Source organism: Streptomyces sp. V2I9, assembly GCF_030817475.1.
Taxonomy (GTDB): domain Bacteria; phylum Actinomycetota; class Actinomycetes; order Streptomycetales; family Streptomycetaceae; genus Streptomyces.
Map to the genome: position 1 here is coordinate 3,033,111 of NZ_JAUSZJ010000002.1, position 15,762 is coordinate 3,048,872.

The following is a 15,762-nucleotide window of genomic DNA, read 5'->3' on the forward strand; positions in this document are numbered from 1 at the left end:
TCGTCACAGCGAAAACACGGAAAACGAGGGCAACTGCGCGCTTTGGCGTCGTCTGTCCGCGCCGCGCGACGCCGCCGCGGCTCCGGGTCCGGAATATTCACCCGGCACCGTCACCAGGTCACCATACGATCAGCACAGGCAGCCCGCGTGATCCGTTCCGCCGTGGCAGCCGCCCGCTCCGTACCCGCGTACCGGACCGGCCACCGCACCGTACGGACCGCGGACCACGACGTACCGCCCGGAGGCCGCACCGCCGGGACGACGCACCTCCGCTCCGCCTCCTTCGGAGCCGACCCAAGGAACCATGTGAAGATCCGCCGCGCACTCGCCACCGCCGTCGCGCTCGCCGTGACCACCCCTGCCGTGCTGCTCTCCGTCTCCCCCGCGTACGCCGACGCCAAGCCGGCGGCGCAGACGCAGGAGAAGAAGAACAAACCGACCATCAAGGAGCTGGAGGCGGACGCCGCCGAGGCGAAGAAGGCGTACGAGAAGGCCGCCCTGGCGAAGGCCGACGCCATCATCCAGCTGAGGAAGACGCTCGACGAGCTCGGCAGCACCCACCCCCTCGCCGTGGCCGAGGCTGCCGCCAAGCAGGCCGCCAAGGACGCCGCCGCCGCGAAGACCGCCGCCGACCAGGCCGTGACCGACGCGAAGGCCGCCCTCGCAGCCCTGCCCGAGGATGCCACCGAGGAGCAGAGGGCCGCCGCCGAGACCGCCGTCACCCAGGCCGAGGCGAACGCGGCCACGGCCGCCACCGCCAAGGCCGCCGCCGACACCGAGGCGGCGGAGGCCGTGACGGCGGTCGACGACGCACGGGTCGCGGCGGTCCGCGCCTACAGCGTGATCGACAAGGCGGCGGACGACGCGCTCGCCGCGAAGATCGCGGCCGAAGCCGCGCTGGCAGCGGCCATCAAGGAGGCGGAGGAGGACGGCGAGGCGTGCGAGCTCGTGGACGAGCTCACCGCCGAGGTGACCGGCCTGCCGACCAAGCTCGTCGCCGGAACGACCACGGACTTCTCCCTCCGTGTGAAGAACGGCTCCGACCAGCACATGGACGAGGTCATCGCGTACGCCGGGGTCCACGCGACCGACAAGGGCGGCGTCAAGGAGACCGGTAGGTTCTTCCGCCTCCAGTGGTCCACGAAGTCCTCCCCGACGTGGAAGAACGCGGACGAGGACAACTACATCGACGGCCTCGGGGCGTTGAAGCCGGGCACGCACGCCGATGTGAAGCTGCGCCTCACCCTCGACAAGGCCACCCCGGCGGGGAACGGCGTCGCGTTCATCGCCGCCGACTTCTACAACGAGGACGGCTCCTGCGGCGGCACGCCCGGCGTGGACATGTACGAGTTCGACGTCAAGGCCGCCGGCAGCAAGCCCGGCAAGACGGAGGACGCCAAGCCGTCGAGCACCACGAAGCCCGGTACCGGCAACACCGGTACCAAGCCCCAGGGTTCGACATCGGGCACCCCGGCGGCGACCGGCACCCTCGCCGCCACGGGCTCGGCCTCCGCCACCACCTCCATCGCGCTCGCGGGCGGCGCGGCCGTGCTGCTCGGCGCGGCGGCGGTGTTCGTCGTCCGCCGCCGGAAGTCCGGTCCGGACGCCTGACGGTGATGCGGTGAACGGTGAGGGGGCGGGGCCGGTCGCGGCCCCGCCCCCTCAGCCGATCGCGGCCTCCGCCCCGGTCCCCAACGCGTCCCACACGAGAGGTCCCTGAGGCAGGGCCAGGCCCGGAATCCGGGCCTGGCCCTGCTCCGCTTCGCTCCCCAGAGCTCACGGAAATCACCACGCGAGCCGCCCTCCTCCCTGCGTGCGCCACCCACGGGAGTGACGCCGCTCACAGACGGGCCAATGTGCTGGCCGGACCGGTTCTGGCCTGAAAGCGTCTACTCCCGTTGCTCCGGTACCGCTCCGGGCCGCAAAGAGCGGCCCTCCGGAGGACGAGGAGGATCTATGTCTGTACTGAGCCGCGTAGCCGTGGCCGGCGTGAGCGCCGTGGCCCTGGTCGGGGTGATGGCCACGCCCGCTTCCGCGGCGGACAGGACCATCTCGAACGGCTACGGCTACATGAAGCACATCGACGAGGGAGACACCTTCCGGGTCTGCGACACCAGGGCGGAGGGGACCGGCGTGTACGGCACCCTCTGGTACGACTCGTTCGTCACCACCGGGGGTTACAAGCGGGTCTTGAACCTGTCGGACGGCGGTGACAGCGGCTGCGGCAGCGCGGTGCACGACATCGGCAACGGCGGTCATTACGTCATGACCTTCTGCGCCGGAAGGTACCCGACCAACCCGTGGGACACCGCCTCCAGTTCGTGCGTTCACTCCGCGGGGTTCAACGAGTAGGCAACCGCGAGGGGTGGCCCTGTCAGCCGGGCCGCCCCGCCCCCTGCCGCGGAACTGCTGACCGGGCTACGCGCTCCGGCCCCCGGCTACGACAGGGAGGGCCGGCGATCTCAGCGGGACAGGGGCCTGCCACCGCGGCGAAGTGATCCTCGATGCTCCCTGGAGGCTGGTCGAGCACCGAGACGGTCAACGGAAGGTCTGCCCGTCGTCAGCCAGGCTGTCGGCCCCGGAGCGGGGCCGGACGCCGAAGGCCACCATCCGGCGCGCCACCCGCAGTGCCAGATCGAGGTCGGGTGTCCGGAAGACGGGGTAGGCAACGCTGACGGACATGCGCGGACCCTGCCACAGCCTCAGGCGGAGAGACCTCCCCCTTTCTGCCGTACGCGCAGGTCACGCCGGGTCGCGCGGGAGGAGGACCCGGTACGGCTCCGAGGCGCGCCGACACGCCGCCACCGGGTCGTTCCCCACCGCGACCCGGTGTGGCACGACATCAACTACTCAAAGAACCAAGAGAAAAAACCCCACCCGACCCCACCCTCCCGGTGACCACCTGACGCACCCCCGGGGGCATCCGGGGGCGTCCACGGGCGCGGTCACCCACATGGGTGAGTTTTCCTAACTCAGCTCGCTTTGGGGCCGGTTGTCCGGCATATGCTCACGCCAGACCACAACCGCACATACGTCGGCCCCCGACCGGGAGTGCAATCCCAACCGAGGGCCTGGCCACCAAGGAAGTCAGGAGCTTCCCGATGGATACCCAGCAGAATACTGCGCTCAGGCGCGCCCTCGCAGAGATTCCGGGCCCTCTCCCCGCCTCCGGCGTCCTCCACATCGTCATCCCGCACACCGCCCGCTTCACCGTCGTCGGCAACCACCTCGCCCAGCACCCCGAACTCAGCCTCACCGCCATCGGGATCGCCGTCCGCATCCAGTCCCTGCCCCAGGGGACGGAAGTCAGCATCAAGGCCCTCGCCGCCCACTGCCGCGAAGGCGAGAAGCGCATCGCGGCCGCGCTGCGCGAGCTGGAAGCCGTCGGCTACCTGCGACGCGTCCGCGACCGGTTGCCCGACGGCCGGATCATCACCCGCACGGTCTTCTGCAACCAGCCGACAGCGCTGACGCTCCCTCCCCGCCCCGCAGCCCCCGTCCAGCACCCCGCGGCCCCGGCATCCGCACCGGTGCCGCCGTCGGCCCCGGCCCCGATCCCTCAGGACGCGGCCCCGGCCCCGGCACCGCCGCCAGCCATCGCCCCCGTAACCGCACCCGCACCGGTAGTCGCACAGGCCCCGTCCCCCGCGCCCGGACCGCCCGCACCGGCATTACGCCCAGCCCTTGCCGTACCGCCCCCTCGGGTACCGCCCCCGCCGGTCGCCCCCGCACCGCTCGCCCCCGCGCCGATCGCGCCACCCCCACGCGCCTCGGCCCCCTTCGTACCGGCCGTACCGGCCCCCTTCGTGCCGCTGGTCCCCCACCCCACCGCGCGCAAGCCCCCGCCCCCTCCGCTCCCCCAGCCCCGCGATCACACCCCGGAGCTCGACCGCGCCGCCACCGCACTCCTCAGCGACCTACGGCGCGACGCACCGGATCTGACGCTCTCCGAGGACGCCATCCGTCACCTGGCCCCCGGCGTCGCCGCCTGGCTGGAACGCGACGCCCACCCCGACACGATTCGCCGCACCCTCACCACCGACCTGCCGCAGCCGCTCCGCCACCCCGCCAAACTCCTCGGACACCGCCTCACCGCCCATCTGCCCCCGCCACTCCCCCACGCCCACGACCTCACCGCCCCCACCCGGCCGCGCGTCACCGTCACCCCCTTCCAGACCTGCGACGGCTGCGACCGCGCCTTCCGCTCACCCACCCCCGGCCACTGCCGCGACTGCCGCGAACACCACGCCCACGCCATGGAGTTCGCGCAGACCGCCGCCGCCTGATCCGCCGGAACGCCGTCCGGTGACCCGAGTCGGAGGTGCGGTCCGCATCGGCGGCGGAGGGCACGGGGCCGCCCCGGCGGCATCGTGGGTTGGGCACTCCTGCCGACGGGCAGACCGTTGGCGAGGTGCCCTCCCGAGGGTGCGGGGGGAACAGGAGGCACGCACGTGCAGGGGAACGTTCCGGAGGCTGTCGTCCTGATGACGAGGTGGGCGGCTGTCCCGGCCGCGCTGTTCATCCTCCTGCTGGCCTTCGTCGGCGGACCTGCCGACTACTGCCGCAACCGCGAATGCCGCCACCGCCCGGAACTTCACCGGGACCGTACCGGAAGATGCTCAGGCAAGGACGAGGACAGCCCCAGCCGCTGCCTCTGCCCCGCCTACGTTCCCCCGCGCCGCCGGTGGCGCGTCAGAACCCGCGCCTGCTCCCTCCACCGCACCCGGCGACGTACCGAGGGCCGAGTTCCGCGTACCGTCCCGGCGTGGGAACGGGACGGTTGCCGCCAGTGCGGGAGAAACCGCAGGCGCACGCGCCGGGCACGGTGAACCCGGCCACGCCCGGAACCCGCCCGGCCGGGAACGCCGCAGCAGGCGCTCCGGGACGGGCTCGCCCCCCACACAGCGCAAAGGGGCGGCAGGCCCGCAGGCCCACCGCCCCTGTACCGCCGATGAGTTACTTGACGATCGTGATCCGGTCCGTCGCCGGCGGGGCCAGCGGGGCGGTGGCCGTGGAGTGGGCCGCCAGGTAGGCGTTGAACAGGTCCAGGTCGGACGCGCCGACCAGCTTGTTCGTGCCCTGGCCGAGGGCCGGGAAGCCGTCGCCGCCGCCCGCGAGGAACTCGTTCATGGCGACGCGGTAGCTGCGCGCCGGGTCGATCGCCTCGCCGTTCAGCTTGATGGTGTCGGTGACGACGCGGGCCGCTCCGGTCTTCGTCAGGTCGAGGGTGTAGGTGAGGCCCTCGGAGATCTGGAGGATCTTCGGGCTGGCCTCGTTGGAGCCGCTGACCTGCTGCTGGAGGGCGGCGACCAGCTGGGCGCCGGTCAGGTCGACGACGTTCATCATGTTGGTGAACGGCTGCACGGTGAACGCCTCGCCGTAGGTGACGACCCCGTCGCCCTCACTGCCGGACGCCTTGTGCACCAGGTCCGCGCGGATCCCGCCCGGGTTCATGAACGCGACTTCCGCGCCGCCCTTGTCGGCCGGGGCGAGCCCTTCGAGCTGGGCGTCCGCGATGACGTTGCCGAGCGGCTTCTCCAGGGCGGTGGAACCGCGGCCGTTGATGTCGGCACTGATCCAGCCCTGCGGCTTGTTCGCGATCGGGGCGGCGAGCTTGTTCCAGCGGTCGATCAGGCGCGTCATGTCGGCGGCCTTGGGCTGGTCGCGGGTCACGATGTGGTTCGCGGACTTCACCGACGTACGGACGATGTCCTTGGTGCGGCGGTCGTAGGTCAGCGTGGTGTCCGTGTACAGCTTGCCGAACGACGAGGCCGAGGTGACCATGCGCGGCTGGCCGGAGGGGTCCGGGACGGTGCAGACGTACGCCTGGTGGGTGTGACCCGTGACCAGGGCGTCCACCTTCGGCGTGATGCCCTTGGCGATGTCGACGATCGGGCCGGAGATGCCGTCGCCCGCGCCGGGGCTGTCGCAGTCGTAGTTGTACGAGGTGGAGGCCGGGGCCCCGCCTTCGTGGATCAGCGCGACGATGGACTTGACGCCCTTGCGGTCCAGTTCGCGGGCGTACTTGTTGATCGTCTCGACCTCGTCGTGGAACTTCAGGCCCTTGACGCCGTTGGCGGTGACGATGTCCGGGGTGCCCTCCAGCGTCACACCGATGAAGCCGATCTTGACGCCGTTCTTCTTCCAGACCGTGTACGGCTTCAGCAGCGGCTTGCCGGTCTTCTCCTCGGTCACGTTGGCCGCGAGGTAGGGGAAGTCCGCGCCGTCGAACTCCTCGCCCTTCTCGTAGCAGCCCTCGACCGGGTGGCAGCCGCCGTTCTGGAGGCGGGCCAGCTCGGTCGCGCCCTCGTCGAACTCGTGGTTGCCGACGGCCGAGACGTCCAGGTCGAGGCCGTTCAGCGCCTCGATCGTCGGCTCGTCGTGGAAGAGGCCCGACAGCAGCGGGCTCGCGCCGACCATGTCGCCGCCGGCCGCCGTGACGGAGTACGGGTTGCCCTTGCGCGCGGTGCGCAGCGAGGTCGCCAGGTACTCGACGCCACCGGCCGGGATCGCCTTCACCGTGCCGTCGGGCTGCTTCTCGGAGACGTTGCCCGCCGAACCGGCCGGCGGCTCCAGGTTGCCGTGGAGGTCGTTGAACGACAGCAACTGCACATCGACGGTACGGGGCTGGTGCCCGTGTCCATGGCCGTGGCCGCGGTCCCGGGCGTCGGCCGGCATGGCGGCGACGAGCGCGCCCATGGTGGCCAGCCCGGCCGCGGCGGCGAGCGCCCGCCGTGTCACGCGGTTCTTCTGCGGAGTCGCTGGCATCGGTCCCCTTGTGTGTCAGTGGTCGAGGTGTCACAGGTGCCGTCGATGCCGCTTATGTCACCAGTTATCACGTATGGCGGCGCACTTCGGGAATCCTGCGTGCCGCAGCCTAGAGTCAACGCGCGTAGCGCAACAGGTGTTCGGGGTTACGACCTGGTTGCCATCCGGCCAAACGGACGCATCGAACCGGCCATCTCGTCGGCGCGCCCGGCCCCGGGGTCCGGCGCGTGGGCCCGGCCGGGGGGCGAGGGGGCCCGGTACGCGCCCCCGGTGCGGGACGCGTGGGCCCGGCCGGGGGGGCGCGTGGGCCCGGCCCGCGATCCCGGTGCGTGGGGCCCGCTCGGCCGGGCCCCGGCCCCGGCCCCCCTCGCCGTACGCTCGGACGCATGACGACTGACGCATCCCTTCCCGCTCCCGGACGGGAGATCCGGACCCTCGACGCACTGGACTCCGCGCAGGCCGACGCCGTCCTCGCCCTGCTCGCCGGCGCCGCCCGGTACGACGGCCGGCAGGCGGTCTCCGAGCAGGGCAGACTCCGCATCCGGGGCGGACGCCGCGAGGGCGTACGGCACTTCCTCCTCACCGTCGAGGGGGCGCTCGCCGGGTACGCCCAACTGGAGGACACCGACCCCGTGGAGGCCCCGGCCGCCGAGCTGGTCGTCCATCCCGACCGGCGCGGCAGCGGGCACGGCCGGGCACTCGGCGCGGCGCTCCTCTCCGCGACCGGCAAGCGGCTGCGGGTCTGGGCGCACGGCGGCAGCTCGGGCGCCCGCCACCTGGCCCAGGTCCTCGGCCTCTCCCTCTTCCGTGAACTGCGCCAGCTCCGCCGCACCCTGGTCCCGCTCGGCCTGCCCGATCCGGTGCTGCCCGAGGGCGTCACCGTGCGGACCTTCGAGCCGGGCCGGGACGACGCCGCCTGGCTCGCCGTGAACCGCGCCGCCTTCGCCCACCACCCCGAACAGGGCTCCCTCACGCAGCAGGACCTGGACGACCGGAAGGCGGAGCCCTGGTTCGACCCGAAGGGCTTCTTCCTGGCCGAACGGGACGGGGCGCTCGTCGGCTTCCACTGGACGAAGGTGCACGCACCGGAGGGGCTCGGCGAGGTGTACGTGGTCGGGGTGGCGCCCGACGCCCAGGGCGGCGGCCTCGGCAAGGCGCTGACCTCGATCGGACTGCACCACCTGGCGTCCGAGGGGCTGCCCACCGCGATGCTCTACGTCGACGCGGACAACACGGCGGCCGTGACGGTGTACGAGCGGATGGGCTTCACCACGCACGAGGTGGACCTGATGTACCGCACGGAGTCCTGAGCCCATCAGGGACGGGACAGCTTCCGTCGCTTCGCCACCACAGAAGAGGAAGAACCGGCGACGAAGAAAAACTGTCGTGGCGGGAGTAGACATTCCCTACTCGGTGGGTCTAGGGTTTTCCTCGTAGCCGAAGGAAAGAAGGCGCGGCAGACACGAACTGCCGCGCACGCAGGTCAGAGCAGGAGCGGAACGGCAGTGGAGCGGGAGAGCCGGAACCGATGGGTTCTCCCCCTGGCTGCCGGGCCGGGCGGCCCCAGGGGCCGCACGCAGTACCGCAGGAGAGCAGTACCGCAGTGACAGCAAGAACCGCAGCACGAGAGAGATAAGGAGCAGACGCCATCAGGATCGCCTGAGCGAGGAAGTCGTCCGCTCGGGTACCGCAGACCCCGGAACGGAAGGTGGTCCCCGGTCACGCATCCGCGATCCCCGCTTCCCCGCCCCTCCGGGCGGGTCGGCGGAACAAGAAGGCCGGCCAGGCCGGCCGGCAGATGGTGTTGAAAGCTCGGGGCCCGAGCGCCGCACGGCGCTCGGGCCCCCCGACGTGTCCCCGGAAGAAGAGGTGTTATGCCCCCTCGCAGTACCCGCCCCACCGACAAGTTCGACGATGACGACTATCCCGCCTACACCATGGGCCGGGCCGCCGAGATGCTCGGCGCCTCCCCCGCCTTCCTCCGCGCGCTCGGCGAGAACCGCCTGATCACCCCGCTGCGCTCCGACGGAGGCCACCGCCGTTACTCCCGCTACCAGCTGCGCATCGCCGCCCGCGCCCGCGAACTGGTCGACCAGGGCACGAAGATCGAGGACGCCTGCCGCATCGTCATCCTCGAGGACCAGCTGGAAGAGGCACAGCGCATCAACGAGGAGTTGCGCGCGGGCCGCACCCCGGCCGCACCGACCGCGTAACCCCCCACCCGGACGGCCGCCCCGTCGGCGCGGCCGCCCGCTCTCCGAACCCCCTCCGGGGCGGCGTCACTTGACGCCGCCCCTCTTTTACACCACCCTTTCACTACTCAATTAGTGAAAGGGTGGTGCAGCGCATGACAGCCGAGTCCGCAGCTGTCGAGTTCCGCATCGACCGGCGCAGCGGGGTCGCCACCTACCTCCAGATCGTCCAGCAGACGAAGCAGGCCCTGCGCCTGGGCGTGCTGGAGCCGGGCGACCGGCTGCCGACCGCCCGCGAGGTCGTGGAAGCCACCGCGATCAACCCGAACACGGTCCTCAAGGCCTACCGGGAGCTGGAACGCGAGGGCCTCGTCGAGGCCCGGCGCGGGCTCGGCACCTTCGTCCGCCGGACGCTGGGCGGTGCGGCCGAGGCATCCGCCGCCGACGCGCCGCTGCGCACCGAACTCGCCGACTGGGCCCACCGGGCACGGGCGGCCGGGCTGGAGAAGGACGACGTCAGCGCGCTCTTCACGGCCGTACTGGACAGCACGTACAAGGGGGACCAGGAACGATGACCGGCACCGCGATCGAGGCACACGGCCTCGCACGGACCTACGGGCGCGGAGGCGGCGGCCACCGTGCCCTGCACGACTGCTCGTTCCGGCTGCCCGCAGGACGGGTCTGCGCCCTCGTCGGGCCCAACGGGGCGGGCAAGTCCACCCTGCTGAACCTGGCGGCCGGCCTGGACCGCCCCACCGGCGGGACGCTCACCGTCCTCGGCTCCACCGCCCCCGGCGACGTCCGCGACCGGATCGCGTACGTCGCCCAGGCCAAGCCCCTGTACCCGCAGCTCACCGTCGCGGACACGCTGTGGGCCGGGGCCGAGTTGAACCCCGGCCGCTGGGACCGCGCCACCGCCGACCGGATCGCCGCACCGCTGTCGCCGAAGGCCCGCGTCCGCACCCTCTCCGGCGGGCAGCGCACCCGGCTCGCGCTGGCCCTCGCACTCGGTAAGCGGCCCGAACTGATGCTTCTGGACGAGCCGATGGCCGACCTCGACCCGCTCGCCCGGCACGAGCTGATGGGCGTCCTGATGGCGGAGACCGCCGAGCACGGCACCACCATCGTGATGTCCTCGCACATCCTCACGGAGCTGGAGGGCGCCTGCGACTACCTGCTGTTCGTCGACGGCGGACACATCCGGCTCGGCGGCGAGGCCGAGGACATCGTCTCCGCCCACGCCCTGCTCACCGGCCGGGCCCAGGACCTTTCCCCGCACACCGTCGTCGAATCCCGCACGACGGGCCGTCAGCTCACCGCGCTCGTCCGGAAGGAGGGCCCCGTGGACACCACCGCGTGGACCGTCACCCAGCCGTCCCTGGAGGAGCTGCTGCTCGCCCACCTCCGCTCCCCGCAGGCCCCGCCCCTGCTCACCCCGAGCGCGTGCGCCGAGGCCGGCGGGGTCCGCGAGGAGGTGGCGTCCGCATGAGCACGCTGACACCTTCGAAGCCCGGCGCCACCCCCGCCCCGGCCTCCCTGCGCGGGTCCGCCCGCGTCCTGCTGCGGATCCACAGCAAGGCCCTCCGGGCGGGGGCCGCCCTGCTCGTCCTCGGCATCGGCATCGTCGTCGCGCTCCGCGCCTGGATGGCCTCCGCGAAGGAGCTGTGCCCCGACGGCGACACGACCCCGTGCGGCGGCCCCGTCTACCAGCCCACCTACGCCCGTACGTCCACCGAGGTCTTCCTGTCCGACGGCGGCACCGTGCTGCTCCTCCTGGCCGGGCTCGTCGGCGTCTTCGTCGCGGGCCCGCTGATCGCCCGCGAACTGGAGAGCGGAACCTTCCGCCTGGCCTGGACGCAGTCGGTCTCCCCCGCCCGCTGGCTCGCCACCCGGCTGGCCGTGCCCGCCGCCCTGACGGTCACCGGCCTGATGGTCCTGGTCATCGCCTACCGCTGGGGGCTGTGGGCGCTCCGCGGATACCCCTATTCGCACCTCACCGGGTGGTACGGCCCCGGCATCTTCCCCGGCACCGGGCCCGCCGTCCTCGGCTTCGCGCTCCTGGCCGTGGCGGTGGGCGCGCTGTCCGGGCTCCTCGTCCGCCGCACCGTGCTGTCCATGGCACTCACCGCCTTCGTCCTCGGGACGGTGGCGCTCGGCCTGGGCAAGAGGCGTTACGAACTGTGGCCGACCGTCTTCCGGCAGAGCCCCGGCCATGTGAAGTTCAACCCCGGCGACTGGGCCATCGACATGGGCCGGCTGACGGAATCGGGCCGGAAACTGTACTGGGAGGACTGCTACGCCGCCGACCCGCTGCGGGACATCGGAACCTGCATGCGCGACCGTGGCGCCGTCGACCACTTCGCCGAGGTCCACCCCGCCTCCCACTACTGGCCCCTCCAGCTCGCCGAGACCGGCATCCTGCTCGCCCTCGCCGCCCTCGCCGTGTTCGCCGCCTTCCGGGTCCTGCGCCGCCTGCACGGCTGAGCGGACGGCCCCGTCACGAACCGTCGTCCGGGCCCCCGAGGGATGGGCCCGGACGATGAACGCGTACACGGGGCCCCGATCCGCCCCCACCAGGGCGAACACGCAGCGTGACCGCGAGGCCCACCCGCAGGCACACCGCTTCCTGGACGTCATGTCGCCGTTACCGGCCATTCAGACGCCCTTGCGACCCTCACGGGATGCAGCCAGCTGTGCCCGCCCCCCGCCGCAACGGGAAAGCCAGGGGTCACGCCTCTTCCGGTTCCCCCGGCCGTGACCCGGGGTTTTCCGGGCCTTCCGCGATCTTTCCGGGCTCCGACGCGCCTGAGGAGCCCTCCGCGCGGAAGAATAGGTCCATGAGCCAGCAGCCCAGCTCCGAGGTCCCGGTCCAGCCCGCCGCCCAGCCGTCCGTCGGCTCGCTCGCCGCGCACCGGCCGCACGTCACCCCCGCCTCCCACGGGGTCGGCTTCTCCACCGCCGCCGACCTCGATCCCGATCTGGACGCCGGCGCCGACGCGTACGAGCCCGACCGGGACGGCGACGAGCTGCCCCAGGGCCGCTTCCTGGACCGCGAACGCAGCTGGCTCGCCTTCAACGAACGGGTCCTGGAGCTGGCCGAGGACCCGGCCACGCCCATCCTGGAGCGGGCCAACTTCCTCGCCATCTTCGCCTCCAATCTGGACGAGTTCTTCATGGTCCGGGTGGCCGGCCTCAAGCGCCGCATCGCCACCGGCGTCGCCACCCGCTCCGCCTCCGGCCTCCAGCCCCGCGAGGTCCTGGACCTCATCTGGACCCGCTCGCGCGAGCTCATGGCCCGGCACGCCGCCTGCTACCAGCAGGACATCGCCCCGGACCTGTCCGACGAGGGCATCCAGCTGATCCGCTGGCCCGACCTGACCGAGAAGGAGCAGGCCCGCCTGTTCACCTTCTTCCGGCAGCGCGTCTTCCCGGTCCTGACCCCGCTGGCCGTGGACCCCGCGCACCCCTTCCCGTACATCTCCGGGCTCTCGCTCAACCTCGCCGTCGTCGTCCGCAACCCGGTCAGCGGCCACCGCCACTTCGCGCGGGTCAAGGTCCCGCCGCTGCTGACCCGCTTCCTGGAGGCCTCGCCGCAGCGGTACGTCCCCATCGAGGACGTCATCGCGGCCCACCTGGAGGAGCTGTTCCCGGGGATGGAGGTGCTGGCGCACCACATGTTCCGGGTCACCAGGAACGAGGACCTGGAGGTCGAGGAGGACGACGCGGAGAACCTGCTCCAGGCGCTGGAGAAGGAGCTCATGCGCCGCCGGTTCGGCCCGCCGGTCCGGCTGGAGGTCGAGGAGTCCATCGACCCGTACGTCCTCGACCTGCTGGTCCGCGAGCTGAAGGTGTCCGACGCGGAGGTCTACCCGCTGCCCGGCCCGCTCGACCTGACCGGGCTGTTCGCCATCGCCGCGCTGGACCGGCCGGAACTGAAGTACCCGAAGTTCATCGCGGGCACCCACCGCGACCTGGCCGAGGTGGAGTCCGCCTCCGCACCCGACATCTTCGCCGCCCTGCGCGAACGGGACGTCCTGCTCCACCACCCGTACGACTCGTTCTCCACCTCCGTCCAGGCGTTCCTGGAACAGGCGGCGGGCGACCCGGACGTGCTGGCCATCAAGCAGACCCTGTACCGCACCTCCGGCGACTCCCCGATAGTGGACGCCCTGATCGACGCCGCCGAGTCCGGCAAACAGGTGCTCGTCCTCGTCGAGATCAAGGCGCGCTTCGACGAGCAGGCCAACATCAAGTGGGCCCGCAAGCTGGAGGAGGCGGGCTGCCACGTCGTCTACGGCCTCGTCGGACTGAAGACGCACTGCAAGCTCTCCCTGGTCGTCCGCCAGGAGGGCGACACACTGCGCCGCTACTCCCACGTCGGCACGGGCAACTACCACCCCAAGACGGCCCGGCTGTACGAGGACCTCGGCCTGCTCACCGCGGACCCGCAGGTCGGGGCGGACCTCTCCGACCTGTTCAACCGGCTCTCCGGCTACTCCCGGCGCGAGACCTACCGCCGTCTCCTGGTCGCCCCGAAGTCGCTGCGCGACGGGCTGATCGCCCGGATCAACAAGGAGATAGCCCACCACCGCGCCGGCCGCCCCGCCTACGTGCGGTTCAAGGTCAACTCGATGGTGGACGAAGCGATCATCGACGCCTGCTACCGAGCGGCCCGGGCGGGCGTCCCCGTCGACATCTGGGTGCGCGGGATCTGCGCGATCCGCCCCGGTGTCACCGGGCTCTCCGAGAACATCCGGGTCCGCTCCATACTCGGCCGCTTCCTCGAACACTCCCGCATCTTCTCCTTCGGCAACGGCGGCGAGCCCGAGGTGTGGTTCGGCAGCGCCGACATGATGCACCGCAACCTCGACCGCCGGATCGAAGCCCTGGTCCGGGTCACCGACCCCGCCCACCGCGCCGCGCTCAGCCGACTCCTGGAGACCGGTATGGCCGACACCACCGCCTCCTGGCACCTGGGCCCCGACGGGGAGTGGACCCGCCACGCCACGGACGCGGACGGGCAGCCGCTGCGGCACGTCCAGGAAATGCTCATCGACGCCCGGAGGCGCAGGCGTGCGACGCCCTGACCAGCAGACGACGACCCGGCCCGCGCCGGACGCGGCCCCCGGCCCCGGCCCGGCCTCGCCGCCCGCCGAGGCCACGGGGCCGGAGCGCCTGCCCGACGCCACGGGGGCCGGGGGCCCGACCGCCCCCACCGGGCCGGGACCTTCCGGAACCGGACCCGCCGCCTCCGGTCTCGTCGGGGCCCGCCCCGCCGGGGAGCCGACCGCGGAAGGGGCCCTCGCGCCCTACCTCCGGGGGCAGGCCGCCGACTTCCTGCGCAGCCTGCGCCTGCACCACGAGCACAGCGCCCCGGCGGACGCCGGCGGCCACGACGCCGCCGAAGCCGCCCGCGCACTGCGCCGCGCGGCCCGCCGGATCGGCGGCACCCTGCACACCTTCCGGGCCGCGCTCGACCCGCACTGGGCCGACCACCTCCGCGCCGAGCTGGCCTGGCTCACCGGCGTCCTGGCCCGCGAACACGCCTACGCGAACCGGCTGACCCGGCTCGTCGACGCCCTGCACCGGCTCTCGGGCCCGACCCTCCCCGCCGCCCGGAGCGTCCGCGCCGCCGGGGAGGGCGCCACCGCCGACGCCCAGGGCCGCGCCGCCCTCGGGGTCGGGACCGCACGGGCCGCGGCCCTGCTGGAGCGCCGCCTCACCCTCGCCCGGACCCGGTCCCACTCCGCGGCCCTCCAGGCGCTCGGCTCCTCCCGCTTCCACGCCATCGCCGACGCCGTCGCACTCCTGGCCTCCGAGGTCCCGCCCGCCCCCGGTCCCACGGGCCGGGCCCCCGCCGCGTCCCTCCTGGAGCCCGCCGAACACGCCGAGCAACGCCTGCTCACCGCCGTGGCCGCCCTCCCGCCCGACGACACGGAGCCGTACAACGAGGCGCAGGACGCCGCCTGGCACCAGGCCCGCCTGCTGCTGCGGCTGCACCGGTACGCCCACGAGGTGGTCCTCGGCGCGGCCGACCCGGACCTGACCGCACCCGGCCACGCCCTCGACCTGCACCGGGACGCCGTGGAAGCGGCCGCGGCGGCGGCCGCGGCCGCCCGCACCCCCAGGATCGCCCCGGCCACGGCGTACGCGCTGGGCGTGCTCCACGCCGACCAGCGCCACGAGGTGGAGTCCGCGCGCGCGGCGTTCCGGCAGACCTGGCCGTACGCCACGGCCCTGACGGCCCCATGAGCGGCGACCGGGCGCGCCACGCCCCGGGGGCGCGCACCGCGAAGACCGGCACCGTGCTGGCGGCGGGCTGCGTCCTGTGGCGGCACGCACCGGACGGGGACGGGGTGGAGGTCTGCCTGGTCCACCGCCCCCGGTACGACGACTGGTCCTTCCCGAAGGGCAAGCTGAAACGCGGCGAGAACGCGCGGGACGCCGCCGTACGGGAAGTGCTGGAGGAGACCGGCCACCACTGCACGCCGGGCGCACCGCTGCCGACCTCCCGCTACCCGGTGGAGGGACGGCCCAAGGAGGTCGCCTACTGGGCGGCCGAGGCGACGGGCGGCTCGTTCACCGCCAACGACGAGGTGGACCGCGTCCTGTGGCTGACCCCCGAGGCCGCCCGCGTACGGCTCACCCAGCCCCGCGACGTCCAGCAGCTCACCGCGCTCCTGGACGTCCTGTCCGGGTCCTGATCTCCGGCATCGGGTCGGCCCCGCACCCGCCTGCCCGACACGGTTCACCTGCCGTTCACTCTCCCCCGTCGGCGGCTTCACCTGTTCTGCCTAATTTC

Annotated in this window: 13 protein-coding genes; 11 read left to right on the plus strand and 2 right to left on the minus strand. The window is 72.8% G+C overall.

Features of this window, described 5'->3' with window-relative positions; translation table 11 throughout:
* Window positions 1-306 precede the first annotated feature (306 nt).
* Both QFZ71_RS13280 and QFZ71_RS13285 read left to right on the plus strand, forming a co-directional pair.
* A complete protein-coding gene (locus QFZ71_RS13280) occupies window positions 307-1,611 on the plus strand; it encodes an LPXTG cell wall anchor domain-containing protein (RefSeq protein ID WP_307671445.1) in 1,305 nt (434 codons plus the stop codon).
* A gap of 345 nt (window positions 1,612-1,956) precedes the next feature.
* On the plus strand, window positions 1,957-2,352 hold the full coding sequence (locus QFZ71_RS13285) for a hypothetical protein (RefSeq protein ID WP_307668445.1): 396 nt from the start codon (window positions 1,957-1,959) through the stop codon (window positions 2,350-2,352).
* Window positions 2,353-2,538: 186 nt separating this feature from the next.
* On the opposite strand, the gene QFZ71_RS13290 is transcribed toward QFZ71_RS13285, so the two are convergent.
* Entirely contained in the window at window positions 2,539-2,682 is a 144-nt protein-coding gene (locus tag QFZ71_RS13290; protein WP_307668446.1) for a hypothetical protein, read from the minus strand.
* Between the two features lie 419 nt (window positions 2,683-3,101).
* Between QFZ71_RS13290 and QFZ71_RS13295 the strand changes: the two genes are divergently transcribed.
* The gene (locus QFZ71_RS13295; protein ID WP_307668447.1) at window positions 3,102-4,286 is read left to right on the plus strand and encodes a hypothetical protein; all 1,185 of its coding nucleotides are present in this window, start codon (window positions 3,102-3,104) and stop codon (window positions 4,284-4,286) included.
* A gap of 670 nt (window positions 4,287-4,956) precedes the next feature.
* On the opposite strand, the gene QFZ71_RS13300 is transcribed toward QFZ71_RS13295, so the two are convergent.
* Complete coding sequence (locus QFZ71_RS13300; protein WP_307668448.1) at window positions 4,957-6,768, minus strand: bifunctional UDP-sugar hydrolase/5'-nucleotidase; 1,812 nt, start codon at window positions 6,766-6,768, stop codon at window positions 4,957-4,959.
* Window positions 6,769-7,154: 386 nt separating this feature from the next.
* Here QFZ71_RS13300 and mshD point away from each other — a divergent pair, with 386 nt between their 5' ends.
* The 8 genes from mshD (at window position 7,155) to QFZ71_RS13340 (ending at window position 15,664) form a co-directional block, all read left to right on the plus strand.
* The gene (gene mshD, locus QFZ71_RS13305) at window positions 7,155-8,078 is read left to right on the plus strand and encodes a mycothiol synthase (RefSeq protein WP_307668449.1); all 924 of its coding nucleotides are present in this window, start codon (window positions 7,155-7,157) and stop codon (window positions 8,076-8,078) included.
* Window positions 8,079-8,642: 564 nt separating this feature from the next.
* Complete coding sequence (locus tag QFZ71_RS13310) at window positions 8,643-8,981, plus strand: MerR family transcriptional regulator (protein ID WP_307668450.1); 339 nt, start codon at window positions 8,643-8,645, stop codon at window positions 8,979-8,981.
* Between the two features lie 134 nt (window positions 8,982-9,115).
* A complete protein-coding gene (locus QFZ71_RS13315) occupies window positions 9,116-9,535 on the plus strand; it encodes a GntR family transcriptional regulator (protein WP_307668451.1) in 420 nt (139 codons plus the stop codon).
* Window positions 9,532-10,449, plus strand: coding sequence for an ABC transporter ATP-binding protein (locus QFZ71_RS13320; protein WP_307668452.1), 918 nt, complete (start codon window positions 9,532-9,534; stop codon window positions 10,447-10,449). The genes QFZ71_RS13315 and QFZ71_RS13320 overlap by 4 nt, the downstream gene beginning before the upstream one ends.
* On the plus strand, window positions 10,446-11,444 hold the full coding sequence (locus QFZ71_RS13325) for an ABC transporter permease (RefSeq protein WP_307668453.1): 999 nt from the start codon (window positions 10,446-10,448) through the stop codon (window positions 11,442-11,444). Before QFZ71_RS13320 ends, QFZ71_RS13325 begins: the two co-directional genes overlap by 4 nt.
* A gap of 353 nt (window positions 11,445-11,797) precedes the next feature.
* Complete coding sequence (locus QFZ71_RS13330) at window positions 11,798-14,047, plus strand: RNA degradosome polyphosphate kinase (protein WP_307668454.1); 2,250 nt, start codon at window positions 11,798-11,800, stop codon at window positions 14,045-14,047.
* Window positions 14,034-15,212, plus strand: a complete 1,179-nt coding sequence (locus QFZ71_RS13335; RefSeq protein WP_307668455.1) for a CHAD domain-containing protein — start codon at window positions 14,034-14,036, stop codon at window positions 15,210-15,212. Before QFZ71_RS13330 ends, QFZ71_RS13335 begins: the two co-directional genes overlap by 14 nt.
* On the plus strand, window positions 15,209-15,664 hold the full coding sequence (locus QFZ71_RS13340) for an NUDIX hydrolase (protein WP_307668456.1): 456 nt from the start codon (window positions 15,209-15,211) through the stop codon (window positions 15,662-15,664). The genes QFZ71_RS13335 and QFZ71_RS13340 overlap by 4 nt, the downstream gene beginning before the upstream one ends.
* Window positions 15,665-15,762 lie beyond the last annotated feature (98 nt).